At 45.1% G+C, this 25997-nt stretch carries 20 protein-coding genes; 12 read left to right on the forward strand and 8 right to left on the reverse strand.

Features of this window, described 5'->3' with window-relative positions; all coding sequences use genetic code 11:
* Positions 1–96 precede the first annotated feature (96 nt).
* The 5 genes from L3V27_RS10310 (at position 97) to L3V27_RS10330 (ending at position 4283) form a co-directional block, all read left to right on the forward strand.
* Entirely contained in the window at positions 97–756 is a 660-nt protein-coding gene (locus L3V27_RS10310; protein ID WP_005377956.1) for an OmpA family protein, read from the forward strand.
* Positions 757–832: 76 nt separating this feature from the next.
* Positions 833–1810, forward strand: coding sequence for a J domain-containing protein (locus L3V27_RS10315; protein WP_237311799.1), 978 nt, complete (start codon positions 833–835; stop codon positions 1808–1810).
* Between the two features lie 177 nt (positions 1811–1987).
* The gene (locus L3V27_RS10320; RefSeq protein ID WP_005377960.1) at positions 1988–2170 is read left to right on the forward strand and encodes a hypothetical protein; all 183 of its coding nucleotides are present in this window, start codon (positions 1988–1990) and stop codon (positions 2168–2170) included.
* Between the two features lie 413 nt (positions 2171–2583).
* The gene (locus tag L3V27_RS10325) at positions 2584–2976 is read left to right on the forward strand and encodes a SulA-like leucine-rich domain-containing protein (RefSeq protein WP_237311801.1); all 393 of its coding nucleotides are present in this window, start codon (positions 2584–2586) and stop codon (positions 2974–2976) included.
* A 203-nt stretch (positions 2977–3179) separates the two neighbouring features.
* Entirely contained in the window at positions 3180–4283 is a 1104-nt protein-coding gene (locus L3V27_RS10330) for a phosphoribosylaminoimidazolesuccinocarboxamide synthase (protein WP_237311802.1), read from the forward strand.
* 78 nt (positions 4284–4361) lie between these two features.
* On the opposite strand, the gene L3V27_RS10335 is transcribed toward L3V27_RS10330, so the two are convergent.
* The 3 genes from L3V27_RS10335 to L3V27_RS10345 all read right to left on the reverse strand — a co-directional run bounded on the left by L3V27_RS10335 (position 4362) and on the right by L3V27_RS10345 (position 9385).
* Positions 4362–6035, reverse strand: a complete 1674-nt coding sequence (locus tag L3V27_RS10335; RefSeq protein WP_164666180.1) for an alkaline phosphatase D family protein — start codon at positions 6033–6035, stop codon at positions 4362–4364.
* A gap of 329 nt (positions 6036–6364) precedes the next feature.
* Positions 6365–6742, reverse strand: coding sequence for a hypothetical protein (locus L3V27_RS10340; protein WP_005377965.1), 378 nt, complete (start codon positions 6740–6742; stop codon positions 6365–6367).
* 288 nt (positions 6743–7030) lie between these two features.
* Positions 7031–9385 (reverse strand): helicase-related protein, encoded by a 2355-nt coding sequence (locus L3V27_RS10345; RefSeq protein ID WP_237311804.1) that lies wholly within the window; start codon positions 9383–9385, stop codon positions 7031–7033.
* Between the two features lie 213 nt (positions 9386–9598).
* Here L3V27_RS10345 and L3V27_RS10350 point away from each other — a divergent pair, with 213 nt between their 5' ends.
* The 3 genes from L3V27_RS10350 (at position 9599) to L3V27_RS10360 (ending at position 13766) form a co-directional block, all read left to right on the forward strand.
* The gene (locus L3V27_RS10350; protein ID WP_237311805.1) at positions 9599–11287 is read left to right on the forward strand and encodes an NAD-dependent malic enzyme; all 1689 of its coding nucleotides are present in this window, start codon (positions 9599–9601) and stop codon (positions 11285–11287) included.
* A 154-nt stretch (positions 11288–11441) separates the two neighbouring features.
* Positions 11442–12176 carry an ElyC/SanA/YdcF family protein gene (locus L3V27_RS10355; RefSeq protein ID WP_031780501.1) on the forward strand — a complete coding sequence of 245 codons (735 nt, stop codon included), beginning with the start codon at positions 11442–11444 and terminating at the stop codon, positions 12174–12176.
* Positions 12177–12395: 219 nt separating this feature from the next.
* Positions 12396–13766, forward strand: a complete 1371-nt coding sequence (locus L3V27_RS10360) for a DASS family sodium-coupled anion symporter (RefSeq protein WP_005395853.1) — start codon at positions 12396–12398, stop codon at positions 13764–13766.
* Positions 13767–13908: 142 nt separating this feature from the next.
* Here L3V27_RS10360 and L3V27_RS10365 read toward each other — a convergent pair whose 3' ends face one another.
* Positions 13909–15246: a GGDEF domain-containing protein gene (locus L3V27_RS10365; RefSeq protein WP_167426682.1), complete on the reverse strand. Its 1338-nt coding sequence runs from the start codon at positions 15244–15246 to the stop codon at positions 13909–13911.
* A gap of 336 nt (positions 15247–15582) precedes the next feature.
* Here L3V27_RS10365 and L3V27_RS10370 point away from each other — a divergent pair, with 336 nt between their 5' ends.
* On the forward strand, positions 15583–16407 hold the full coding sequence (locus L3V27_RS10370; protein WP_005393189.1) for a DUF2797 domain-containing protein: 825 nt from the start codon (positions 15583–15585) through the stop codon (positions 16405–16407).
* 95 nt (positions 16408–16502) lie between these two features.
* On the opposite strand, the gene L3V27_RS10375 is transcribed toward L3V27_RS10370, so the two are convergent.
* Positions 16503–17738: a cysteine desulfurase-like protein gene (locus L3V27_RS10375; protein WP_167426683.1), complete on the reverse strand. Its 1236-nt coding sequence runs from the start codon at positions 17736–17738 to the stop codon at positions 16503–16505.
* Positions 17722–18378 (reverse strand): 2OG-Fe dioxygenase family protein, encoded by a 657-nt coding sequence (locus L3V27_RS10380; protein WP_005393193.1) that lies wholly within the window; start codon positions 18376–18378, stop codon positions 17722–17724. The genes L3V27_RS10375 and L3V27_RS10380 overlap by 17 nt, the downstream gene beginning before the upstream one ends.
* Positions 18379–18737: 359 nt before the next feature.
* Here L3V27_RS10380 and trxB point away from each other — a divergent pair, with 359 nt between their 5' ends.
* The 3 genes from trxB to cydC all read left to right on the forward strand — a co-directional run bounded on the left by trxB (position 18738) and on the right by cydC (position 23302).
* A complete protein-coding gene (trxB, locus tag L3V27_RS10385; protein WP_005393195.1) occupies positions 18738–19697 on the forward strand; it encodes a thioredoxin-disulfide reductase in 960 nt (319 codons plus the stop codon).
* Between the two features lie 103 nt (positions 19698–19800).
* The gene (cydD, locus tag L3V27_RS10390) at positions 19801–21588 is read left to right on the forward strand and encodes a cysteine/glutathione ABC transporter permease/ATP-binding protein CydD (RefSeq protein ID WP_237311806.1); all 1788 of its coding nucleotides are present in this window, start codon (positions 19801–19803) and stop codon (positions 21586–21588) included.
* Complete coding sequence (gene cydC / locus L3V27_RS10395) at positions 21581–23302, forward strand: cysteine/glutathione ABC transporter ATP-binding protein/permease CydC (protein WP_237311807.1); 1722 nt, start codon at positions 21581–21583, stop codon at positions 23300–23302. The genes cydD and cydC overlap by 8 nt, the downstream gene beginning before the upstream one ends.
* Positions 23303–23399: 97 nt before the next feature.
* On the opposite strand, the gene L3V27_RS10400 is transcribed toward cydC, so the two are convergent.
* On the reverse strand, positions 23400–24731 hold the full coding sequence (locus L3V27_RS10400) for a D-serine ammonia-lyase (protein WP_237311808.1): 1332 nt from the start codon (positions 24729–24731) through the stop codon (positions 23400–23402).
* A gap of 83 nt (positions 24732–24814) precedes the next feature.
* Positions 24815–25909: a 3-phosphoserine/phosphohydroxythreonine transaminase gene (serC, locus tag L3V27_RS10405; protein ID WP_085343139.1), complete on the reverse strand. Its 1095-nt coding sequence runs from the start codon at positions 25907–25909 to the stop codon at positions 24815–24817.
* Between the last annotated feature and the right edge of the window lie 88 nt (positions 25910–25997).

The following is a 25997-nucleotide window of genomic DNA, read 5'->3' on the forward strand; positions in this document are numbered from 1 at the left end:
CATAACAAATATCAATGCTTACTTATTCATAATTCGCATCCCATTATGAGGCATGGTTTCGCCTCAGTTTTATACGGAGATTTTCCCTTGAAAAAGATGCCTATTGCACTAGCTCTAGTGCTAGCTCTTACTGGCTGTCAAGCCACTCAACGCCAAAATGCAACAACGGGTGAATACGAAACTAACTCAACCACGCAAGGCGCGCTTATTGGTGCTATCGCTGGTGCAGCAATCGGTCTAGCAACGGGCGATGACGCTAAAGAACGTCGTCAGCATGCACTCATTGGTGCGGCCGCAGGCGGAGCGACTGGCGCTGGCGTTGGTTACTACTTTGACCAACAAGAAGCAGAATTGCGTCGCGCTTTGCTAAACTCTGGTGTACAAGTTCAGCGTGTTGGTGAGAACCAGCTTTTACTGCGTATGGAAAATGGTATCGGCTTCTCTTCAAGCTCTTACCAGCTTGATGCTAGCATTCATAATACGCTACGCGGTGTTGCTCGCATCTTGGTTGAATACCCAGATACCAGCCTTGTTATCGACGGTTACACTGATAGCACGGGCAGTGAGTCATACAACCAAACGTTGTCTGAGCGTCGTGCAGAGTCCGTACGTCAATTCCTAGTATCTCAAAACGTTGCACCTGGTCGTGCAATTGCACGTGGCTACGGCGAACGTAACCCAATTTGCTCAAACCAAACTTCTGAAGGTCGTGCGTGCAACCGTCGTGTTGAAATCCAGATCTTGCCACTGAAGTAATTTGGTTGCACCATAGCGGTAATAATAAAAAATTACCGGAGCAGGCCTAACCATAATCGTTAGGCCTGACATATCAATGTCTGTCAAAACGTCTGCCCTACTCTTCTTATTTAGCCTCTGCTTTTCTGGTTACTCGCTTGCCTCTCAAGCTCCAAATGACCCCATAGAACAATACGAGTACGCACAACAATTATTGGCATCAAACAAAGCTGAAGCCTCAACAGAAACACGCTACTGGCTAGAGCAATCCGCCAACCAAGGTTACCTCCCTGCGCAAAAACAGCTCGCGAACGACTTTGCTGAGGGGATATATGGCGAAAAAAATGAAACACAAGCGTTATATTGGCTAACCTCTATCGCACTCAATGATCCAACCGATCGGGGCTTTCTTCTCGCTAACTTTATTCAGCGCAATCAAGATAAGGTCACAGCTTCTCAATTGACTGAAGCTTTGTATCAAATGGCTTCTCAGCATAATCCAGCAGCAGAACAGGCTTATAATCAACTGTTAGAGCAGCGCTTCAATCAACTGCGAGCTAAACAAGTCTCGCAAATAAAGTCGCTCGATAAAAAGGCGGAGCAAACACAAGAAGAGAAAAGCACAACAATTGCAAAACCCAACGTAGAATACTCGCAGTTTCTATGGCTGCTTTGGCTAGCGGCGATACTCATCATCAGCGGCTTAAGTTTTCTCGTAATCAAGAAACTTAAGCAGAATAGAAAAGCGCTTGAAGCCAAAGAGGAAAGCCAAAATCAACGAATGGCGGCAAAAGTTAAAGAGCTAGAGTTTACGAACAAGCAACTGAAACGTCAGCTAGAGAAAGTATTCAAAGAATTTAAGAAATCCAAAACCCAGGCAGAGAACCATAAGCTAAGCGTCGCATGCGCCATGTTTGGCTACACACCACAACACATCCCTGATTTACAAGCAATAAAGCTACGCTATAGACAGCTATCAAAGCTTTATCATCCGGACACAAGAGGCAGTGAAGAAGAAATGAAGCGACTCAATCATGCCTTTAAGCTTGTCTCACAAAATGTTACAAAACAGTAAAAACAGGTCGAGACACTTTGGCTAGCATGCTTTTAGACCCATATAATCAAGCGCCGCAATCGATCTCCCTCTCAAACAAATTAACAGACATTTAACTTAAGTCTCGCTTTTATGCCATAATGCCCGGCGCAAAATAACACCTAACGACTCAAATTAATCTAGGTGGGGAGAAAATCAATGTTCACTGAAGAAGGCACCTGTGATTGGTGTAAAAAACCTAGTCTTGTAACTCGTCACGATTATTTAGATGGCAAGCACCATTACTCATGTAAAGCTTGTTACGACATGGCGAAAATCGACGTGCGCCTATTTAACCAAGGCGAATTGCAAATGCGCGAACGCTTGCAACGAGCGAGCTAAGCAAGACGGAATCAACGGAACTGATTTTCAAAAGCGCCTTTTAAGGCGCTTTTTTGATCGGCCAAGCCCTATTTCCAATCTCTATCTCGTATTCCCTCCTATCCTACATAGCATGTCGCATCGGTTATCAGCCCCTCTCCTACTGTATACAAACCACTGCCCGTGAAAAAACACCTGTATATACAGTAGTAATCCCCTGTATGTCTCTCGTCCAATTTTCTACTCATCTCACATTTTTAAATTGATGTTAGACATATCAGAAATGAAAAATAACCAAATAAATTCAGACACTTAAAATAAAATCCTTTTGTTTCCTTCTCAAAAAAACGCAAATAACTTTTGAGAAACTGGTTGATCAGGTCGCCAAAACAAACTACTGTACAAGCATACAGCATGTATAAAGGAACAGTAAGATGCAGTTACAAAGTCAATCTCATACATACTCTCGTTACAACGTATTGGCACAAGCAACTAAGCCCATGGCCGTTTCGGATCAGCTTCTATCTAAGCTGGCTGTTTTATCGCAGCAGAAACAATGGATTTTGTTTACAGCAGGCTGCCCTCGCCCTGACTTTGAACAACTCACTGCTTCTAATATTTGCTGTAGAAACGTGATTCAAATGAAGCCTTCTCAACAGCTTTCAGAAGTCGAGATCGTGATCAAAGCCATCCGATCAGGTAATGCCAGTGCTGTTGTCGCATCAAATAAAATTGCACTTATGAATCAATCGATGTTGCACGACATGGCGCAACGCTATCAGTGTGAAGTCTTTTTCGTCGAAGGCAGAGTTAATAAGTACCACTAATAAGTTCGACGTTATCCATCCTGCATCTCGCCTCCTTTTTAAGGGGGCTTTTTTTGTATTAAAGAAAACAGGCAAACGTTTGCTTTTTCTCTGGCGAGTTAAAATAGTTCTGGTATGATGCCCACATTCGATTTATTCAGCGCCCACATTTTGCTGAATATCTTCTCTTTCTGACGTTTGATTAAGATGATAGGAATGTCGCAATGAGCCTTGCTAATCAAGTACTTGCCGTCAATGACGACCTGCCAATTCGCACCCATAACCCCGTTCATAGCGGAAAAGTTCGTTCAGTTTACTGGTTAACTGAAGAAGACAGCGCCCGACTGATCAAAGAAAAAGGATACGATGTCGCTCCAGATGCGCCTTTGGCTATCATGGTGATTAGTGACCGAATCTCTGCATTCGATTGTATTTGGCATGCTGAAGGTGGTCTTAATGGTGTCCCGGGTAAAGGGGCTGCGCTTAATGCGATTTCTAATCACTGGTTCAAACTGTTCAAAGAAAATGGCTTAGCAGATAGCCACATTCTAGACATTCCTCACCCTTTTGTTTGGATTGTACAAAAAGCCAAACCGGTAAAAATCGAAGCCATCTGCCGCAAATACATCACGGGTTCGATGTGGCGCGCTTACGCAAATGGCGAGCGCGAGTTTTGTGGAATCCAACTTCCTGAAGGGTTAGAAAAAGACAAAGCACTGCCAGAGTTGCTCATGACCCCATCCACAAAAGGCATTCTAAAAGGCATTCCCGGTGTGCCAGAAGCGGACGACGTGAATATTACTCGTCAAAACATCGTAGACAACTACGAAGCATTTAACTTCTCAAGTGCCGACGATATTGCACTCTACGAAAAACTGCTGAAAGAAGGCTTTAACGTTATCAGCCAAGCGTTAGAAGAAATCGACCAAATCTTTGTCGATACCAAATTCGAATTTGGTTATGTTCATGATGCCGCTGGCAATGAAAAGCTGATTTACATGGATGAAGTGGGTACACCAGACTCGTCTCGTATATGGGATGCTAAAGAGTACCAAGCAGGTCACATCGTAGAGAACTCAAAAGAAGGTTTCCGCCAGTTCCTACTTAACCACTTCCCTGACCCAGATATCTTGCTAAACAAAGAACGTATGCCAGAGCGCGAAGCACTCGCTCGTGATAATGCTTTACCCGTCGAATCTTTGATGGCGATTTCGAGCACCTACATTGGTATTGCCGAGAAGATTACAGGCAAGCCGATTCATTTGAGTGAGAATCCGAAAGCGGAAATCATCGAAGTTCTGAGCAAAGAATACGGATTGATTGACTAGCACTGTCGCTAGATTGCTAAACGCTTTCCAATAAAAAGTCCGCAATAGCCTGCGGACTTTTTTCGTATTAGGCTCAGTTTAGCCGATATTTAACGTAGTGCCATCTGTTGTGGAGGCTGACTTGGTCGTCACCTGATATGTTTTGTCTTTAATCGTTGATACGAAATACCAGGTCGACTCTGCCTTGTCGGGCGTAAAAGTAACGCGCATAAAGCCACGCTGTTTGATGTCTGCCCACTGTAATTCTGACACTAAGTGCGGCAACGTGTATTCCATTTGAGCGATCGCAACAGGATCTAACGCTAGGTAGGCCTCTAGCCCAGGGGAACTCACCGAGCTAGTTGCAAACTCTATCCCGATAGGATGCTTAGATACGTCTTTCAGCTCACTTGCCCATGCGTTGTGCGTATCTCCTGCCAAGCAGACAAAGTTACCACTGTTGGCTTTGGCCAGTTGATAAACTTTCTCTCGCTCAACGTAGTAACCATCCCATGCATCTAGGTTATATGGCAAAGCAATGGTATCTGAACTTGGGTCAGAGAGGTAACCCGTAATCGCAGAGTTTACTGCTAATAACGCCTCTGTTTTTTGTTCTTCAGTGGCAGTAAACAATTGAAACATCGCGGCCATAACCGAACTTGGCAACTCCATACGAGACATTAACACTTGTTGCCCTAGCACATTCCAAGTTGCGTCGTGCGTACTGAACGCATCCATCAGCCAAGCGAGTTGGTCAGCGCCTAACAGCTCTCGGTCTTCGCTGCGCGACTGAGCAACTAAACCGCCAATCGCTTCCATCGTTGGAGAGCTGAGCGAGAAGTAATCCAACGGTTTATCACGCCCCACAAGTCGCGTATCGAGCATCATCAAATTGACTAAACTTCCAAACGAAAACTGACGGTAAATCAGCATGTTTGAGAAAGTGTTTTCACGAACGGGCAACCATTCTGTCCACGCGGCAGCCGCAGCTGCACGACGATCATTAAAACTGCCTTCCTCTTCTTGATGGTTTTCCGCACCATTTTTCCAAGTATCATTTGCAAGCTCATGGTCATCCCAGACAGCAATCATTGGTAGGCTCGCATGTAACGCTTGCAGATCAGCATCTTGGCGATATTGCGCATACCGTTTTCGGTAATCATCTAAGGTAATACATTCAGTGCCTTTGCTTGGCTCTCGCCCTAGTGCCTCAGCATCTTCACTAGCGTAGCCACCAGCACCATACTCATAAATGTAATCACCGAGATGAAGCACCACATCAAACGGGTCTTGTTCATGTTGATTTAAGATCTCTCGATACACATGGAAATAGCCTGCAGGATAGTTTGCACAAGAAACAACCGCCATGGATGCCTTTTCTACACCATCCTCTGGTAATGTTTGAGTTTGCCCGACTTCGCTAGTGACATCTCCAACCATGAATCGATAGTAGTAGCGAGAATTTGCGTTGAGATTTTGAACATCGACTTTTACCGTGAAATCTCGGCTCGTGTCTGTGGCAAAAGTGCCACTTTGCACGATATCAGTAAAATTTTCGTTAGATGAAACTTGCCAGCTTACATCTGCGTAGCTCGCTGAGGTTGTAACACGAGTCCAAATGATTACTTGTGTTTGAGTAGGATCTCCACTCGCCACTCCGTGCTCAAAGGTAACCGCAACAGACTCACTAGCATCGCTACCACAGCCCACCAGCCCGGTAACAATAGCCGTTGAGGAGGCAGCTTTCATAAAGTCTCGACGAGACAAAGACATATTGACTTCCTTTCTTATTGTGTTTGTTTTTATGCCCAAATGACGTGGTGACTCAATCATCCTTGTGTGCCAATAAGGGACGTTAATTCGAACTTACAGTACCAACCACTTAGTCGGTAATTTGTCCTAAAAACACAAAGTTAGAAGCTAGTTATGACAATTGCATTTCCAAACGTTACATTTTTGTTAATTTAAGTGCAAATACTCTATATTCATCACACTTCCAAGACCTGTGACAAAAACCTCAAAATAAAAAAGCGACCTACTTTGAGGTCGCTTTTCATTGCACTATTGTTAAGTGGTACATCGATGAAGTGGAAATGCTCAGCCTAAAACTTGATGTTAAGGACATCTTGTTCTGACGTATCCACCTTCAACTGACTGCGAGATTCTATGTACTCGATTTGCTGAACATCGAGCGAATATGGCATAACGACTCGCAATTCATTGATCCCTTCATGTTTAGCTAGCTGGGTTAAGCGGACCAAATTGGATTCATCACTTTTACGAGAAGACATCGATTTTAATGCGGCATCCCACAACCGATCTTCAGGCTTGCTCAATTCCGCAATGTTCTGTTTCCACATCAAACCGAAAATAGGCGCGATGGTGGCAAATGCCTCTAAAAAGGTCCATTTCTTACTACCTGTCGCTCCTAAAAAGCTAGTGTAGTCGAATTCAATGCACGTCTTTCCTTGTTGATCCATTCTATGCCCCCGACACTCGAAAATGAGATATACCAAATATCGTTCAACTGTTTTGATATAGCAATGGGATATAAAACATTCGTCTTTTATGCCCTAATTTACATACAAAAGGAAATATTAAAACCAGCTTTGTAACAACTGATGTACAGCTTCGCCATATATAAGCATTCAATTGATTAATATTTCAATTAAGAAACTAAAAACAACACGTAAGTAACGCTATCAATATGAAATTATTATAGATTCACCAAAAAAATATCAATTCTTGTCACAACGTCATCCGCCTACCTACTTCACATCAATCACTCGACTGGCCTTTTTATACTGTATCTTCCAACCAGCCCAGCGTGGCAGCTCCCAGCGCTTCGGGTCTCCCTTACGGTTTCCCTCTCGATAAATGACCTGTACCAGCTTGCGAGACGCGTAATACTCAACATCCAGTTGGAGTTCTGGCAGCGAAAGTTCTAAAGGGTACTGCTCCGTGAAATCGTCGTATTCCCATTCCGGAACACCGTTAAATGTTAAGTCTTCCGGTTCAAACAACGCCATATCATCGACATTTTCAACGCCTAATGTTTCCAACTGCTCCTTTAACCAGCTAGAAAATGTCAAGGAGGCCAAGTCGTTAACCTCTTCTTCTTCGACATTAAGGCCCAATGCGTTGTAGAGTTTCCAGTGTTGGATTTGTTGTTTTCTTTGAGAAGCAAAACCTGGTAACAGGGTCTCGTCTTCTATCATTTCGACAATAGACTGAACAGCAACATCACCTTGTAACGCTTGGTGTTCAGAACAGACTGTTCGCCCGGCGTAGACCAAATGCATTGTTGCTCTTGGCGTCTCTTCTTCATAATTCGTCTCACCTTGTTGCCACTCCCCAAATTCAAGTTCGCGTAACAACGTCAGCGGGATAGGCATCATGACCGATGCGAGGTTCAGTGTTTGCTTAACGCCTCGTCCTGGCACGCTATGGCTATCTAGCACAATGGCCGCTTCTTCTTTATGAGGAAAGCGGCTGTTACGCCCAACCAGCATCTCGACTACGCCATTTCCTAGAGCATCTCTTCGACGAGCTCGTCGGACAAACACAAGCTCAGGGTGCAATGAGGCGATGGAGAAAAAGAGCGCTTCACGTTTATATCGAGAGGCAACGTCAAGTTCCGGTAATTCAAATACTTCTCGCATTTGTTTCGCTAAACCTTGTGCCTCTTCGAGTGCGCTGGCATCAATGACAATGCCCGGAAGTCGTTCCCCCCGAACCAAACGGATAAGCAAAGAGGCATCACATCCGTATGGTTCCTCTTGAGATAGAAGCTCAGCAACTTCACCACTTTGTCGCTGATAGAGCTGCGCAGGCACAGATAAGGCGGCAGCCAAATCAATCATTGCTTCCTTCTCTGTCTTCGCTTGAATTCTGGTAACGAGATCGGCAAACAGTGCATCAATGGGTAGTGGATATACTTTTCTCCCATGCTGCGTGACATTGCCATCCTCATCAATCGCTTCCATAGATAACAACGTCGAATGAGATGCCTCTAGCGACTTTGGAGGAATTGAGTCGAGAAAATCGAGTGTTGAAAGACGGTATCCACAACAAGCCGCTGCCAGCATGGGCTCAACGAGCTCTTCTCTGTGCAATTCTGGAGGCGTCACTAATTCTAAAGGCGCGTGTTCACCATATAGACGAATACAAGCCCCTTCAGCAACACGGCCCGCCCGCCCCATTCGCTGCGCGGCGCTGGCCTTAGAAATGTGGGTCAGCGTTAACGCTGTGCGACCGTTACGTTGAATGGTTCGACGCTCTAAGCCGCTATCAATGACAACTCGGATGTTAGGTATCGTTAAGGAGGTTTCCGCAACATTGGTTGCCAATACGACTTTTCGTTGTCTTTGCGTAGTTAACGCGCGGTGCCGTTCTTCATCACTAACCGAGGCATGAAGTTTGACCACCATGACTTCGCCGCAACTTTGTAGCATCTGAGCACATTGGGTGATCTCTTTGCGTCCAGGCAGGAAAACAAGAATATCGCCATCTTCATCTTCCAATGCTTCTTTTACCGCTCTGACAACCTCTTGTTCACATCCCTTCTTACTCGGTAAATAACGGCTGTCTAAAGAACGATGTGTCACCGTGACTGGAAAGCAACGCCCTTCAGATCGCAGACGCTTCGCATTCAGGTAACGCGCTAGCTTTTCTCCCTCCAGCGTAGCGGAAGTGACGATCAACCGATGTTTATTTTCTTGCTTCAAAATTGCGGTTAATAGATCAATATCCCAGCGTCGCTCGTGAAATTCGTCCACTATCACGATATCGAAACCTGCTAGCTTGTTTTCCGCAAACCAACGCAGTGCGACTCCCGGAGTCACAAATACAACTTCGGTTTTTTCATCAAAGTAGGCATGAAGCTTGATCGCGTAACCGACTTTGCGACCTATTGGCTCACCAGATTGCTCCGCAAGATATTCAGCCAACGAGGTACAAGCAATTCGACGTGGTTCAATAACCAGCACGCGTCCGTGTTTTGCCGCCCACATAGGCAAACGGGTAGATTTACCTGACCCGGTTTCGGCTTCCACCACGAGATGGTTTTGGTTCACATGTTGGTCAAACTCAGCTTGCAGGCTGTCGATAGGTAGTTGAAACATAGAAATTGGATTTGATTTGATGATGCAGAACATTATACCCAAGTAAAAAAATCCTGCTTTAGGTATCTCTAAACAACCAATATTGCCGATATTTTCGGCGGTATCTGAGTTTTTTTGCGACATTACATTGATGTGCATCAACGCATGTTTACAACTAAATGGTGAACCCGTTAAAATTTAGTGCGCATCCTTCAACCCTACATAAGGCACCCAATGAACAACGATAAACGCCCACTATATATTCCATATGCGGGTCCGGCTCTTTTAGCAACCCCTCTTTTGAACAAAGGCAGTGCATTCTCTGCTGAAGAACGTAGTTCATTCAACTTAGAAGGCTTGCTTCCAGAGTCTACCGAAACCATCCAAGAGCAGGTGGAACGTGCCTACCAGCAATACAAGAGTTTCGAAAGCGATATGGATAAGCACATTTATCTGCGTAATATCCAAGACACCAACGAAACACTGTATTACCGCCTAGTGCAAAACCACATTTCTGAGATGATGCCTATCATCTACACGCCAACTGTCGGCGCAGCATGTGAAAACTTCTCTAACATTTACCGTCGTGGTCGTGGTCTATTCATTTCATACCCGAACCGTGACCGTATTGACGACTTGCTGAATAATGCAGCAAACCACAACGTTAAAGTGATTGTTGTGACAGATGGCGAACGTATCCTTGGCTTGGGTGACCAAGGTATCGGCGGCATGGGTATTCCTATTGGTAAACTGTCACTTTATACCGCGTGTGGTGGTATCAGCCCTGCTTACACGCTACCAATCGTGCTTGATGTGGGTACCAATAACCCGCAACGCTTAGCTGATCCGATGTACATGGGTTGGCGTCATCCTCGTATTACGGGTGCAGAATACGATGCATTTGTAGAAGAGTTTATCCAAGCAGTACAGCGCCGTTGGCCTGATGCCTTGATCCAGTTCGAAGACTTTGCTCAGAAAAATGCGATGCCTCTTCTTGAGCGTTACAAAGATCGCGTGTGCTGCTTCAATGATGATATTCAAGGCACGGCGGCCGTTACTGTTGGCTCTCTACTTGCCGCCTGTAAAGCAGCAGGCACTCAGCTGTCTAAGCAGCGTATCACCTTCTTGGGCGCTGGCTCTGCTGGCTGCGGTATCGCAGAAGCGATCATCGCACAAATGGTATCGGAAGGGATTTCTGACGATCAAGCTCGCTCACAAGTTTACATGGTTGACCGTTGGGGTCTGTTACAAGAAGGCATGCCTAACCTTCTTGATTTCCAACAACGTTTGGTGCAAAAGCATATCAATACGAAAGAGTGGGAAAATGAAGGAAATGGCTTCTCACTCCTCGATGTTATGCGTAACGCCAAACCAACGGTACTGATTGGTGTTTCTGGTGCTCCTGGCCTATTTAGCCAAGAAGTCATCGAAGAAATGCATAAACACTGTAAGCGTCCGATTGTCTTCCCACTGTCGAACCCAACCAGCCGCGTAGAAGCAACACCGAACGACATCATTCGTTGGACAAATGGTGAAGCACTGGTTGCAACAGGGAGCCCATTTGAGCCTGTGGTTCATGAAGGTCGCACTTACCCTATTGCACAATGTAACAACAGCTACATCTTCCCTGGCATTGGCCTTGGTGTACTTGCTGTAAACGCAAAACGTGTCACCGACGAAATGCTAATGGAATCGAGCCGTGCGCTCGCAACATGCTCTCCTCTAGCAATCAACGGTCGTGGTGCACTACTTCCACCGTTGGAAGAGATTCACTCGGTATCGAAAAAGATCGCGTTTGCTGTTGGTAAGAAGGCAATCGAACAAGGTGTGGCATTAGAAATTACTGATGAAGCATTAAACGTAGCGATTGAGCAATCGTTCTGGCAGCCGGTTTACCGTCGCTACAAACGCACTGCGTTTTAAGCTTGAGACATTTCGTTTAATAATTAGCCCCTACCATGTAGGGGCTTTTATTTTTTTATCATCCTAACCAGATTTTGGCATAAATGGGCTTCTCTCTTTTTGTTTCTATCAGATATGATGAGAACTACATTTTTAGTTAAGGATATAAAACGTTTTGTTGTTTTCTCGCATAAGATCAAAGTGGAAGCTGAAATTTTCCTGGAAGCGACTTGCTTTGATTTTGTCGATCTCTGTACTTAGTCTGCTTGTTTCTGTTATTGCCATCGACCGGTGGGTGGTTTTACAAGCCAAAGAAAGCATTTTCACTGAATACGAACAAATACCTCAACATGAGGTTGCTGTGGTTCTCGGTACCAGTAAATACATCGGTAAGATCCTCAACACTTACTACACTCATCGCATTAATGCGGCGATTGAGCTTTACAACCAAGGCAAAGTAAAACAGTTTTTATTGAGTGGCGATAACGCCCATCGCTCCTACAACGAACCGTGGACGATGAAACGCGACTTACTTAAAGCCGGCGTGCCTGAGGAAGTGATTCACCTTGATTATGCTGGCTTTCGTACTCTAGATTCGATTGTGAGGGCGAAAAAGATTTTTGCTTCGGAGCGCTTTCTGATTGTGACTCAGCGCTTCCATTGTGAGCGAGCGCTGTTTATTGCCGATGCTTACAACATTGATGCGCAGTGTCTTGCGGTAGCAGGACCTACGACAAACAAACAAAAAACATCAATGCGTATTCGAGAGTTGCTCGCCCGTGTGAAAGCCTTTTTAGACCTCTACATTATTAATACGCAGCCCAAGTTTCTTGGTCCTCAAGAACCTATCGTTGCAGTAAAAGAGCCTGAAAAAATATCTAATGAGCCTCTGCAAGTTCCCGTCGAATAGAGGAATCACGCAGCTCACAAGGCTAATAACATTTCTATAAAACAAATGGGTAGTTTTCTACCCATTTCCAATTCTCAACATCACATTTTCTAATTTGCTCTACGATTCAGGCAAAACTCTTTTTTGCATTCCAAGTAACATTTAATCAATAAATAACTACAAGTCAGTTACTTTGCCATAAAAAAACCGACAAAAGGCAATGCAAAAGGAGCACTACCCATGACCGCACTCGCTGTGACATTGAAGAACTGGTTCTTCACTCGCAACAGCATGATTTTGAACGCGAATATCGTATTGTTCATTATCTTGTTTAATACCCTACCCTTTGAGCCACAAGTAGTAACCGGCCTGAGCATCTTAGTTTTTGTTGCTATTCTTTGGCTAACCGAAGCGATTCACGTCAGCATAACCGCGCTACTCATACCATTACTTGCGGTATTTTTAGGCGTGTTTAATACTCAGACCGCACTGAACAACTTCTCCAACTCCATCATCTTTCTATTCTTAGGTGGTTTTGCACTTGCTGCAGCTTTGCATAAACAGAAGTTAGACCAAGCTATTGCTGATAAAGTGCTGTTGCTCGCAAGAGGCAAAATGTCTGTCGCTGTATTCATGCTATTTGGTGTGAGTGCTGGCCTGTCAATGTGGATTTCAAACACCGCCACTGCCGCTATGATGCTGCCTCTTGTACTGGGTGTGATGACAAAGCTAGACGCGAAGAAAAATCACAATACCTTTTTGTTTGTTCTGCTCGGCATCGCTTACAGTGCTTCGATTGGTGGTATTGCAACGCTGGTTGGTAGCCCACCAAACGCAATTGCAGCAGCTGAAGTTGGCCTAAGTTTTACTGAATGGATGAAGCTCGGTGTGCCTATCTCATTAGTACTAATGCCAATCGCTATTCTCGTGTTGTACACCATGACTAAGCCTGACCTTAGCCACAAGTTTGACCTTGACCATCAACCTGTCGAGTGGACAAACGGCAAAATGATTACACTGGCGATTTTCTTACTGACGGTCACGTTGTGGATTTTCAGTAAGCCTATTAACGCTATGCTAGGTGGCTTCGCTAAGTTCGATACCCTTGTCGCAATAGGTGCGATCCTTCTGCTTGGGGCTTCTCGCGCCGTCGAGTGGAAAGATATTGAGAAAACAACCGACTGGGGTGTGTTAATCCTATTTGGTGGTGGCATCTGTTTGAGTAACGTCCTAAAAGCAACCGGTACAAGCGTATTTTTGGCTCATAGCTTATCGGGCTTCCTTGAGCAAGCAGGTATCCTTCTGACGATTCTTGCTGTAGTTGCTTTTGTTGTCTTCTTGACTGAGTTTGCGAGTAACACCGCCAGTGCTGCACTACTGGTCCCTGTATTTGCAACCATCGCAGAAGCTTTAGGCATGTCTCCGGTCATTCTCTCAGCATTGATTGCCGTGGCCGCTTCTTGTGCATTTATGTTACCAGTTGCAACACCTCCAAACGCGATTGTGTTCGGTACGGGCCATATCAAGCAAAAAGAAATGATGCGAATTGGTTTCGTCTTAAATATTGCCTGTATTGCTGCACTAACGCTTTTCGCTTGGTTGTTCTGGTAAAAAACAGCAAGCTCGATTAGCACTACACTGCTGCTCACGGTAATCACATCGATGACCCAAACTTCCCCCTAAGTGGTGTTCAGCAGTTTCCCTCTTGGTGGCCAGTTGGCCACCTTTTTTCTTTCCTTTCAGTGAACGGCTATCAGGCTTGTTTCTTTTCGCAAGCAAGTAAACCATAATGAGCTTCCACTCGGTTGCGACCATTGCGCTTCGCTTGGTAAAGCACTTCGTCTGCTCTCGCCATGGTTTCTGAGACGCGTTCATTTTGCATTTGGGCGACGCCAATGCTGCATGTTAATGATTCACCGTGTACCCACAAATGACTCTCCACATTTTTGCGAATCATTTCCGACTTCTTCACAGCTTGATCAATATTGGTGTCAGGGCAAAATACAACAAATTCTTCTCCCCCCCAACGAACAAGTCGGTCATCTGGGTAGATGGAACTTGCCACCACCATGACAAATTCGCGCAATATGTCATCCCCCATTTGGTGCCCAAATTTGTCATTCACCTTCTTAAATTTATCCAAATCCATATAAAGGATACTGAATGTACTATGCCCCCAGCGAACTTGCCGTGATTGCTGCTCAAGCCAGTGCTGAACTGCGTGACGGTTCATCGCTCCCGTCAACGCATCGCGATGCGCCAACTCTGCAAACTCATAGTTTTGAGCTCGCAACGTACCATTCACCTTCTCTAAATGACGATGACGTTTTTTCGCTTTTTCATAAGCGACTCGATTTTTTCGTAATTCGTGCAGCGAAAATGCCAGTCCAAGCGCCATCCAAGAGAGTAAGAGCGCATACAGTAACGTTTCTTGTGCAAGGTAAGCGCCTTCAAACTCAATTTTATCAATCACAATTTTGTGCTCGCCAAGTGCCGCACCAGATCCGGTCGCGATATCAATACGTGTGATGTTTGAAAATTCAGGTGCAGAGTGTTCAATCGCGACTTTGTTGTCTACTAACCACCACGTCATCACCTGTAAATTTTTAATCGGAATTTCGATGATGTCGTTTGAACCGGACGGAGAAAACTGCATGCCATTGTATTTAATCGTGTACTCGTCGTCTGGTTTGGAATACTCAGGGTTATAGTTGCGCAGATATAAACGCAAATCATGGCTCGGATTGGGCCCCACCCCCGCCTCTTCATATCTCACTTTCAATCGAATCGTATGGTAATTGGAAAGGTCAATCCCCTGTGTTGGCGTTGTGGAATCGGTATAAACAGAGATTCCGCAATAAGGCCAAGCATACGAGCTTTGCTTTAAGTCACAGCTGAGAACTAGGCTTTGCTTATCGTAAATAATATCAGCCTCACTCAAGCCACCTTCGCTGGCGTCTTTAGTCGCATAGATATTGAAATGTTCTGGTGTAATGGTCAGCTTTCGTGTATCGCCAAGAACACTATAAAGCGCAACCAAACTAATAGTGCAAATAGAGAGGGCAAAGATAAATTTATGGATCCACTTCATGGGCGAGTGACCTGCTCAGCTTATATACAACACAATGTACTCAATGATTTTTCGAACTTCAAACAAAGTCATTTATCAAGAAACAAAATTACTTTTAGCCTTCGTTCTTACTTTCGATACATGGTAACGTGTTTTGAACCGTTATCACGTTTTTAAATCTCTCAAAAATGCGGTTCACTTGTTATTTGCGAAGCATTTCACAGCCGTATTTCCTAACCCATGAAGGCCAGTGCATAACATTTCAGAGCTATACATTTCGCTTTAATGTGTCTGTCAACCCTGCATCTCATCACCACTTCGGATATACTGTGCAAAAACACAATAATGAGTAATGTCATGTCATTAATTGCAACTGGTACGCTAAATAAAATGCGTGCATCTCTGGACGGTGCTGTCAGTTACCGTCTACCTGTTGGTGAGGAAGAGATTGATCTATCGCCGTTTCTGGGTAAAACGCTCACACTGACTCACACGGGCAATATTTTTTGTTGCTCATGTGGTAAGAAAACGAAAAAGAGTTATTCGCAAGGCCATTGTTTTGTCTGTATGAAAAAGCTAGCAAGCTGCGATATGTGCATCATGAAGCCAGAGACTTGTCACTACGACCAAGGGACTTGTCGCGAACCACAATGGGGCGAAGAGAACTGCATGGTGGATCACTTTGTCTACCTATCCAATACATCCAGCTTAAAAGTTGGTATCACTCGTCATACGCAAATCCCAACTCGTTGGATTGATCAAGGTGCGACTCAGGGTTTGCCAATTTTTAAGGTAAAAACTCGCCATATCTCCGGTTTAATTGAAGTTGAACTGGCGAAACATATCGCAGATAAAACCAATTGGCGCACACTGCTGAAAGGCGACGGTGAACCAATGGCACTGCAAGATCGTTTTGCTGAGCTATTACCTTTAGTCGAAGATAAGATTGCTGAGATAAAACAGCAATTCGGTGAAGATGCAATTGAAATATTAAGCGAAAGCATTACCGACCTTAGCTACCCGGTGCAACAGCACCCAACTAAGATCACCTCGCATAATTTCGATAAAAACCCGGTTGTTACTGGCACTTTGCAAGGCATCAAAGGTCAATACCTCATTTTTGACACTGGCGTGATCAACGTAAGAAAATTCACTTCCTATGAAGTGGAAGTAAGCGCCTAGCTGCATATACATATATATAGCTGGTTTGTTGAAATAAAAACGAAAAAGCTCGAGTTTGACTCGAGCTTTTTTTTCTATCAGGAAGATATAATCAGTTACGCATCAAGGATGTTTTCTAGTACATCGAACAACATGTCGACTTCTTCTATTGTGTTGTAATGCATGCAACCAATTCGTACCACACCACCCGACTCTTCTAGACCAAGTTGACGAACTAAGCCCAGCGCATAAAAGTGGCCGTTCCAAACACAGATGTTGTGTTCACCCAGCGTTTTCGCGATAAACTCTGGAGAATATCGGTCGAATGTTAGCGCAAAAGTTGGTGTGCGGAGCTGGCTATCTTCTTTCGCAATGCCAAATAGATTGACACCATCTACTGCACTCAGACGCTGTAAGAATCGCTCACTCAAGCGTTGCTCATGTTGTTCATACAATTGGTAACTTTGCTCCAATCGTTGACGAAGGGGTAAACTGGCTTCACCAAATTGAGCCAGATACTCAACCGCAGCAACGACACCAGCAAGACCTTCAAAACTTTGCGTCCCCGTTTCAAATCGGCCTGGGCCAATATTGGTAGCAGGCTCGACTTTGTACGGACGAATACTGTGCAGCCACTGATCGGCTATGTAAGCAATACCAACGTGCGGGCCGAAAAACTTGTAAGCTGAGCAAGCTAAAAAGTCACAGCCTAACGCTTGAACATCAACCAAATGATGCGGCGCATAATGAACGGCATCCACATAAACTTGTGCCCCAACGTTGTGCGCCATGCTTACTACTCGCTGCACATCCACGATAGAACCAGTCGTATTCGATGCATAGGTCACCGCTACAAGGCGCGTTTTATCAGAAAGAAGACTGCTTAAATGCTCCAAGTCCAACGTACAATCATCTTCGTTGATACGAACCTGATGAACCGTAACGCCTTTATCTTCTGCCGCTTGCTGCCAGCTAGACACATTCGAATAGTGGTCCAAAGCAGAAACAATGATCTCATCTCCCTCTTGCCAATCTCGGCTAATCGCACGGCTGAGCTGAAAGGTTAACGATGTCATGTTCGCGCCGAAGACGATATTGCCAGACGACGGCGCGTTTAGCAGAGCTTGCGCTGACTCGCGTGCATTTTGCATCACGTCAACCGTCTTTTGGCTAGAAAAATAATGCCCGCCTAAGTTGGCGTTGAAACGACCTAAATATCCCACCATGCTGTCTAGCACTGATTGAGGTACCTGTGACCCGCCTGGACCATCAAAAAACGTCACAGGTTTGTCGTTATGGTATTGAGCGAGCGCCGGAAACTGCTCCCTGATCAGATTAAGATTGAAGTTCATTGCGCTTATCCGTAGCCGTGAGTACAAACACATCCATATGACCCGCTTCATCATCAATGACAGAACGGATTGGGCACGCATTGTGCCACAGTTTACTGTCTGCCAATATTGCAACCTCACCCGTTTCTAACACCTTACGGAAAAATGGGGCTTGGTTATGACTGCTGTACAGCATGATGTCACCACCAATGATGTTATGACGTCCTACGCCAACCATTGCAATGTGATCAAAACCGTCTTGGTGCACACCTTCAGGTGCCACTTGAGTTTCTTCTTCTAGCGCTGTGATTCGGATTTGGTGAATTTCTATTTCCTGGCCGTTAGGCAAATGATTCGCATTGACAAACAATTCGCACATTTCTCGGAAACCATCACTGGTGAGAATATCCTTCTCAATCGGCTCAAATTGTCTTACAACATCACCTTGGAATCGGTTGATATCAGACGATTGAACAAAGCTGTTTTTGTTTAAGTCAATGACTTTGCCGTTATCAAAACCAACCACAGAATAACGTCTTAGTCGATACTGACCATCTGCATGCTCGGTACGAGGCAGTTCTTCAAACGATGGGGAAAGCTGCTCAATTGCTGCCATGCTGAGCTGTGTTAAATGCAGAGTATTCTCACGTGAATGTAACATCATTGTCTCCTTTAATGAGGCACATTAATTAACATTTAATTTACACACTAGGTTACGCAAATATTCTGTAATTGCCAGCTTTTAACGTTGATAGCTTCAACAAAACAACAAAAACAACACAACAAACCAATCCAAAGCAAAAATACAGAACCATGTTTCAGTTTTGCGCTTTGGCGATATTTGAAACTAGACTTCTCTACTACGAATAGAATTTTATGCTAGAAGTCAACGTTCTTTATCAATCTTTAGTGGGTTCTAATCTATAACCAATTATTCGATCACAATCGTTGTTTATGCTTTTAAAGCACTAAGAATTTCCATACAATCGAGGGAAATGTTCAGCCCTTTTTGGAGCCATAATGAGCGACGTAAAACATTGTAAACTATTAATTCTTGGTTCTGGTCCAGCAGGATACACAGCTGCCGTCTACGCAGCGCGTGCCAACCTAAACCCTGTGCTTGTGACGGGAATGCAACAAGGTGGTCAGCTAACCACCACTACTGAAGTTGAAAACTGGCCCGGCGACGCTGAAGGTCTGACAGGTCCTGCATTGATGGATCGCATGAAAGAGCACGCCGAGCGTTTCGAAACTGAGATCGTGTTTGATCACATCAACGAAGTAGAACTATCACAACGCCCATTTCGTTTAAAAGGCGATTCTGGCGAGTACACATGTGACGCATTGATTATTTCTACGGGTGCATCAGCAAAATACCTTGGCCTTGAGTCTGAAGAAGCATTTAAAGGTCGCGGCGTTTCTGCTTGTGCAACCTGTGACGGTTTCTTCTACCGTAATCAGAAAGTTGCAGTTGTGGGCGGTGGTAACACTGCTGTTGAGGAAGCACTTTACCTATCTAACATTGCGTCAGAAGTTCACCTGATCCACCGCCGCGATTCATTCCGTGCAGAGAAGATCCTTGTGAAACGTCTGATGGATAAAGTTGAAAGCGGTAATATCGTTCTTCATACCGATCGAACTCTCGATGAAGTACTTGGCGACGACATGGGCGTAACTGGCGTTCGTATTAAAGACGTCAACACAGGTGCGACTGAAGACCTTGAAGTGATGGGCGCGTTTATTGCGATCGGCCACCAGCCAAACACACAAATCTTTGAAGGCCAAGTAGACATGAAAGATGGCTACATCATCGTTAAGTCTGGCCTAGAAGGCAACGCTACACAAACTAGCATTGAAGGTGTATTTGCAGCAGGCGACGTTATGGACCATAACTACCGTCAAGCTATCACATCAGCAGGTACAGGTTGTATGGCGGCATTAGATGCTGAGCGTTTCTTAGACTCACTTGGTGACAAATAACTTTTCACATTTGTGTCATATCCTTAAAGCCCAGCGGTATTCCCGCTGGGTTTTCTTTTGTATACTACCGCCTCATTAAAACAATTATCATTAAGCCTTCACGATGGATAAGAAAAAGCAAAGCAGCTTGAATAAGTGGCTTAAGCAACAAAGTAAGTTAGCCAAGCGCTGGCTTATGATTGCGATAGGCCTAGGCGTACTTTCAAGCGTGTTTTTATTGGCTCAAGCAGCCCTGCTCGCCTCCATTCTGCACCAGTTAATCATTGACCAAGTCGACAAAGCCGACCTCATTTGGCATTTTGTTGGGCTTGGTGGCACGGTTATCGGTCGAGCTGCTTGTACCTGGGGTCGAGAGCTTGCCGGTTACCGTTGCGGTGAGCAAATTCGAGTTTATATTCGCCAACTCATTTTAGATAAAGTTCATAAACTTGGGCCAGCTTACATCAAAGGCAAACCTGCCGGCAGCTGGGCGACGCTCATCTTAGAGCAGGTAGAAGATATGCAAGATTTCTTCTCTCGCTACTTGCCTCAGATGTCATTATCGGTACTAGTGCCTTTCATTATTTTGGTTGTCGTATTCCCAGTAAACTGGGCGGCAGGCTTGATCTTCCTAGTCACTGCACCACTGGTGCCTATTTTCATGGCACTGGTTGGGATGAAAGCCGCAGAAGCAAACCGTAAAAACTTTAAAGCGATGCAGCGTTTGTCCGGTCACTTTTATGACCGCTTGCAAGCAATGACGACCATTCGCTTATTCGATAGAACAAAATCTGAAACTGAAACTCTTAAGGGTGCTTCGGAAGTCTTTCGTACTCGCACCATGGACGTTCTGAAAATCGCGTTTCTATCTTCTGCGGTTTTAGAGTTTTTCACTTCCATTTCTATCGCAATTACCGCCGTCTACTTTGGCTTTAGTTATATCGGAGAGCTCGATTTCGGCTACTACGGCACAGGTGTTACGCTGTTTGCTGGTTTGTTCATTCTGATTCTTGCGCCAGAGTTTTATCAGCCATTACGTGATTTGGGCACGTTCTATCATGCGAAACAGCAAGCGGTTGGCGCAGCAGAAAGCATTGTCGAGTTTCTGGATTTGGAAGTCGATCAAGTCAAAGATGGCACCCAAGCGTTAGATAAGAGTAGTCCCATCCATATTGAAGCGGACGAGTTAACCATTTTTAGTCCGGAAGGTAAGCAGCTCGCGGGTCCCCTATCCTTCTCTCTTGAAGCCAACAAAAGTACGGCTTTAGTTGGACCAAGTGGCGCAGGTAAAACAAGCTTGGTAAACACCATCCTCGGTTTCATGCCTTATCAAGGTAGCTTGAAGATTAATGGTTGTGAATTGTCACAACTGGATCTCACCACATGGCGAGAGGCCGTAAGCTGGATTGGTCAAAACCCAATGCTATTACATGGCAGCATTCGAGATAACGTCACGTTAGGCAAACACAACATTCAAGATGCAGACGTTCATTCTGTTTTGAATGACTCTCATGCTGCTGAATTTGTTGAAATGCATGGGTTGGATTACCCGATATCTGACCGCTCTGGTGGTTTATCTGTCGGCCAAGCCCAGCGTTTAGCGTTGGCTCGCGCTATGCTACAAAATGGTCGTTTTTGGTTATTAGATGAACCGACCGCAAGCTTAGATGCTCGTAGTGAAAAACTCGTCATGGAAGGCATTAACAAGTACGCACATGCCACAACGAATTTGATGATTACTCACCAGTTGGCACCTTTACAAAGCGTATCGCAAATTCTTGTTATGCAGGACGGCCAGATTGTTCAACGTGGTGATTACGACACACTGTCGACAGAAGATGGCTTATTTAAAGACATGTTGGAAGCGAACCTCGCACAACGTGAAACAGACAAGGGGAACTTAGATGCGTGATTTACTCCCTTATCTAAAACTCTATAAGAAACATTGGTTTGGTCTTTCTCTAGGTATGCTATTGGCATTTCTAACCTTAGCTGCATCTATTGGCTTATTAACGCTATCGGGTTGGTTTATTTCAGCCGCTGCGGTGGCAGGCTTGACGGTTGCTCGTGAGACCTTCAACTACATGTTACCAGGTGCCGGGGTACGCGGCGCTGCAATGGCTCGAACCGCAGGTCGATGGGGAGAACGTGTCGTTAGCCACAATGCAACGTTCAAGTTACTTACCGATCTACGTATCTTCTTCTTTAAGAAACTTGCACCACTGATTCCGGGTCGTGTCTCTACGATGCGTGATGCTGATCTGCTCAACCGCCTAGTGGCGGACGTAGATGCGATGGATCACGTTTATCTTCGACTTATCAGCCCTGTCGTGATTGGTATTTTTGGGATACTAAGTTTAACGGCTGTCCTGGCATTTTTTGACTGGCATCTCGCCCTGCTGCTTGGTTCGATTCTTACCGTCATGTTGTTTGTATGGCCGGTGCTGTTCTATAAACTGGGTAAAAACAATGGCGAGAATCTCACTCATCATAAAGCGCAGTTGCGAGTGGCGACTCTGGACTGGCTTCAAGGCTACAGCGAACTGAGTATCTTTGGAGCAGAAGAGCGTTATCGCAATCTCATTCTAGAGAAGCAAAAGCAGCTTTTGTCTAATCAGTTTGTGAACGCGAATTTAACGGGCATGGCTTCAGGCCTGCTTATGCTTGTGAACGGTCTTACACTGGTTGTGATGCTTTGGTTTGCTGCAGACGGCGTAGGAGGTCGTGCTCCTGATCCTTGGATTGCGTTGTTTGCATTTGCAACGATGGCAAGTTTTGAAATTTTGATGCCTATTGCGGGCGCGTTCCAGTACCTGGGTCAAACGTTGACTTCTGCTCATCGTTTAAATGAAGTAATTTTGGCTGAACCTGACGTTGTCTTCCCTGAGCAATCAAAATATAAAGACACAACGTTAGACATTGAATTCGACAACATTGACTTCACTTACCCTGACGGTCAGCAAAAGGTGCTGAAAGACTTGTCACTCTCACTACCGTTGGGCACTAAAACAGCAATTGTAGGTCAAACAGGTTCAGGTAAATCAACACTCATTCAGCTTCTTTGTCGCTACTGGGATGTTAACCAAGGTGAAGTTCGAATCGGTGGTACAAGACTGCAAGATTGGAGCGAGTCTGACCTGCGAGAAGCAATGACAGTGGTCAGTCAACGCGTTGATGTACTGAATGGAACACTGCGTGACAACTTACTTATGGCCGCTCCAGAAGCAAGTGATGAGCGACTGTCTGAGATTCTTCAAAAAGTCGAACTTGGTGGCCTTCTTGAGGCTCCAGGGTTAGATGCTTGGTTAGGCGACGGTGGTCGTCAGTTATCTGGTGGTGAGAAACGCCGAATCGGTATCGCTCGCGCATTGCTACGTGATGCCCCAATCCTACTCTTAGATGAACCGACTGAAGGCCTCGATAAGCGTACGGAACAAAAAGTGATGGCGCTTTTCAATGAGCACTTTGCTAATAAGACAGTGGTATTCATTACACACCGACTTATAGAATTAGAAAACATGGATAGCATCTGTTTGATGGAACAAGGTGAGATCATCGAGCAAGGCGATCATCCAACGCTACTCGCTCAGAAAGGTCGTTACTACCAGCTATTACAGTCTCTATAATTCGATATTCTGTGACGAGAAAGGCTCATCAAACGATGGGCCCTTTTGCTATTCCTATATTGTCAATTGCCTAGTTAAGTACGTATACAGGGCTGATTTACCGACCTGATTTTTTGAGATAAGCCGCCATTTCATCTTCCGGAACCATGCCTCCACCTGTTGCCCAAACAAGATGCGTGGCGTTTCTGAGTTTTTCTTCGTCAAATTGCATTCGAGACTGATAAGCATGATTATTCGAGACATGCACTACCCCAACCATACCAGCTAATGCAGAAGGCTCTAGGTTAATGCCTTCTAGTTCACTTAACTCACCCAAGTGGTGATACATACGAGCATCATCAATGGTGTAAAAGCCATCAATTAGCCTTTCCATCGCTCTACCGACAAATCCCGACGCACGCCCTACTGCTAATCCATCAGCAGCGGTCATGTTGTCGATACCCAAATCTTGTACCGCAATCTCGTCATGCAAGCCGGTATGCACGCCCAACAACATGCACGGAGAGTGCGTTGGCTCTGCGAAAATACAATGAACCTGATCACCAAACGCGACTTTCAAACCAAATGCCACGCCACCAGGCCCACCGCCAACACCACAGGGTAGATAAACAAAGAGCGGATGATGCTCATCAACCACGATTCCCAAGTCATCAAACTGCTGCTTTAGACGCTCGCCCGCAACAGAGTAACCTAGAAACAACGTCTGCGAGTTTTCATCATCAATAAAGAAGCAGTTAGGGTCTTGCTCAGCTTCTTTACGACCTTGCTCAACGGCAACACCATAGTCTTGCTGGTACTCCACCACTTTGACGCCATGTGACCGGAGCTTATTTTTCTTCCATTCCCGCGCATCAGAAGACATGTGAACCGAGACTGAAAAACCAAGCTTTGCACTCATGATGCCAATGGACATACCGAGGTTACCCGTTGACCCAACCGCAATACTGTACTGCTTAAAAAACTGCCGAAACTCATTGCTGAACAATTTGCTGTAATCATCGGTTTCGCAGAGTAAGCCAGCTTCAAACGCCAACTTTTCTGCATGGGTGAGCACTTCATAAATGCCACCTCTCGCTTTGATAGAACCAGAAATTGGCAGATGGCTGTCCTTTTTAAGCATTAAACGACCCAATATTGGCGTGTCGTATTGCTGCTCCAAACGCACTTTCATCTTGGGAACATCCACCACAGAAGACTCAATGATGCCATGCGAAGCTTCCGTTTCGGGAAACGCTTTCATCAAATAAGGCGCAAATCGTGCTAGCCGTTCACTCGCAGCTTGAATATCTTTCTCATCTAGCCCCACATAGGGCAAACCTTCTGCTAAAGAGGTTATGTTTGGGTTAAACCAGCAAACCTCCTTAAGATCGATAAGTGGCGCCAAGAGTGGGAACTGCTTGATCAGCGCTTCAATATTCGCCTTGGTCATTTTACCTTCCTGGAGTGATGTGAGTTGAGATAAACAAAAGCGCCGCAATTGCGACGCTTTCATGAATAACAGTGAATTTGATTTTATGCGTAGTTTTTCTCAAACTCTTGCATAAAATCGATTAACGCTTGTACACCTTCTAGCGGCATGGCGTTATAAATGGAAGCTCGCATACCACCAACGGCTCGGTGTCCTTTTAGTGATTTCAGCCCTTTGGCATCGGCTAGTTCAAGGAACGTCGCATCCAGTTCAGGTTTCGCAAGTTGGAATGGCACATTCATCAAAGAACGGTTTGCTGAGTGCACGCCATTACGGTAGAAATCAGACTGATCGATGTAATCATACAGTAGTGCGGCTTTAGCGCGGTTCACTTGCTCGATCGCTTTTACCCCACCCTGCGCCTTCAACCATTTGAAAACAAGACCAGACAGGTACCATGCAAAGGTTGGTGGCGTGTTGAACATTGATTCTTTCTCAGCCAGAACAGTATAGTCCAAGATACTTGGCAGTACCTGCTTCGCCATACCTAACAAGTCGTCGCGCACGATAGCGATAGCAATGCCTGAAGGACCAATGTTTTTCTGAGCGCCCGCATAAATCACACCGTATTTCGATACATCAATCTCACGAGAAAGAATCGTCGAAGACATGTCAGCAACGATTGGTTTGTCGGTGACTGGAAGATCGTTAATCTCGATACCGTCAATGGTTTCATTTGGACAAAAATGCACGTAAGCCGCTTCTGGAGCAATTTTCCATTCGTTTGCAGGTAGAACGGCTACTTTTCCGTTGATTTCTGTTTTTGCATCAAATACGTCTGGCTCGCAGTATTTTTTCGCTTCAGCTACCGCACTTTCAGCCCAATAACCGCCGTCGATGTAAGTTGCCGTCTCGGCATCACCAAGTAGGTTTAGAGGAACAGCAGCAAACTGAGCACGAGCACCACCTTGGCAGAACAGCACTTTATAGTTGTCCGGAATATTCAGAAGATCACGTAAATCTTGCTCGGCTTCTTCTGCAACTTTGATGAACTCTTTGCTTCGGTGGCTGATTTCCATGACCGAAGTACCAAGACCTTGCCAATCAATTAGTTCCTGTTGTGCTTGCTGCATAACTGCTTTAGGCAGACCTGCTGGCCCTGCACTGAAGTTAAATACGTTGTCCGTATTTTGTTCCATGATGCTCATTGCTCCTGCTATGTAAATATTACGAAATTAATATCACGTTTTCGCAGCGATAAAAACAAGAAAAGAGGTCTTACGACCT

Source organism: Vibrio sp. J2-3(2022) (genome assembly GCF_021725735.1).
Classification (GTDB): Bacteria; Pseudomonadota; Gammaproteobacteria; order Enterobacterales; family Vibrionaceae; genus Vibrio; species Vibrio diabolicus.

Coding starts and splice junctions, on each gene's coding strand:
- L3V27_RS10345 (WP_237311804.1), bottom strand. CDS start 9,385: ATGTTTCAACTACCTATCGACAGCCTGCAAGCTGAGTTTGACCAACAT.
- cydC (WP_237311807.1), top strand. CDS start 21,581: ATGCGTGATTTACTCCCTTATCTAAAACTCTATAAGAAACATTGGTTT.
- L3V27_RS10370 (WP_005393189.1), top strand. CDS start 15,583: ATGTCATTAATTGCAACTGGTACGCTAAATAAAATGCGTGCATCTCTG.
- L3V27_RS10365 (WP_167426682.1), bottom strand. CDS start 15,246: ATGAAGTGGATCCATAAATTTATCTTTGCCCTCTCTATTTGCACTATT.
- L3V27_RS10360 (WP_005395853.1), top strand. CDS start 12,396: ATGACCGCACTCGCTGTGACATTGAAGAACTGGTTCTTCACTCGCAAC.
- L3V27_RS10400 (WP_237311808.1), bottom strand. CDS start 24,731: ATGACCAAGGCGAATATTGAAGCGCTGATCAAGCAGTTCCCACTCTTG.
- L3V27_RS10310 (WP_005377956.1), top strand. CDS start 97: ATGCCTATTGCACTAGCTCTAGTGCTAGCTCTTACTGGCTGTCAAGCC.
- L3V27_RS10325 (WP_237311801.1), top strand. CDS start 2,584: ATGCAGTTACAAAGTCAATCTCATACATACTCTCGTTACAACGTATTG.
- L3V27_RS10315 (WP_237311799.1), top strand. CDS start 833: ATGTCTGTCAAAACGTCTGCCCTACTCTTCTTATTTAGCCTCTGCTTT.
- L3V27_RS10350 (WP_237311805.1), top strand. CDS start 9,599: ATGAACAACGATAAACGCCCACTATATATTCCATATGCGGGTCCGGCT.
- serC (WP_085343139.1), bottom strand. CDS start 25,909: ATGGAACAAAATACGGACAACGTATTTAACTTCAGTGCAGGGCCAGCA.
- L3V27_RS10380 (WP_005393193.1), bottom strand. CDS start 18,378: ATGTTACATTCACGTGAGAATACTCTGCATTTAACACAGCTCAGCATG.
- cydD (WP_237311806.1), top strand. CDS start 19,801: ATGGATAAGAAAAAGCAAAGCAGCTTGAATAAGTGGCTTAAGCAACAA.
- L3V27_RS10375 (WP_167426683.1), bottom strand. CDS start 17,738: ATGAACTTCAATCTTAATCTGATCAGGGAGCAGTTTCCGGCGCTCGCT.
- L3V27_RS10340 (WP_005377965.1), bottom strand. CDS start 6,742: ATGGATCAACAAGGAAAGACGTGCATTGAATTCGACTACACTAGCTTT.
- L3V27_RS10320 (WP_005377960.1), top strand. CDS start 1,988: ATGTTCACTGAAGAAGGCACCTGTGATTGGTGTAAAAAACCTAGTCTT.
- L3V27_RS10330 (WP_237311802.1), top strand. CDS start 3,180: ATGAGCCTTGCTAATCAAGTACTTGCCGTCAATGACGACCTGCCAATT.
- L3V27_RS10335 (WP_164666180.1), bottom strand. CDS start 6,035: ATGTCTTTGTCTCGTCGAGACTTTATGAAAGCTGCCTCCTCAACGGCT.
- trxB (WP_005393195.1), top strand. CDS start 18,738: ATGAGCGACGTAAAACATTGTAAACTATTAATTCTTGGTTCTGGTCCA.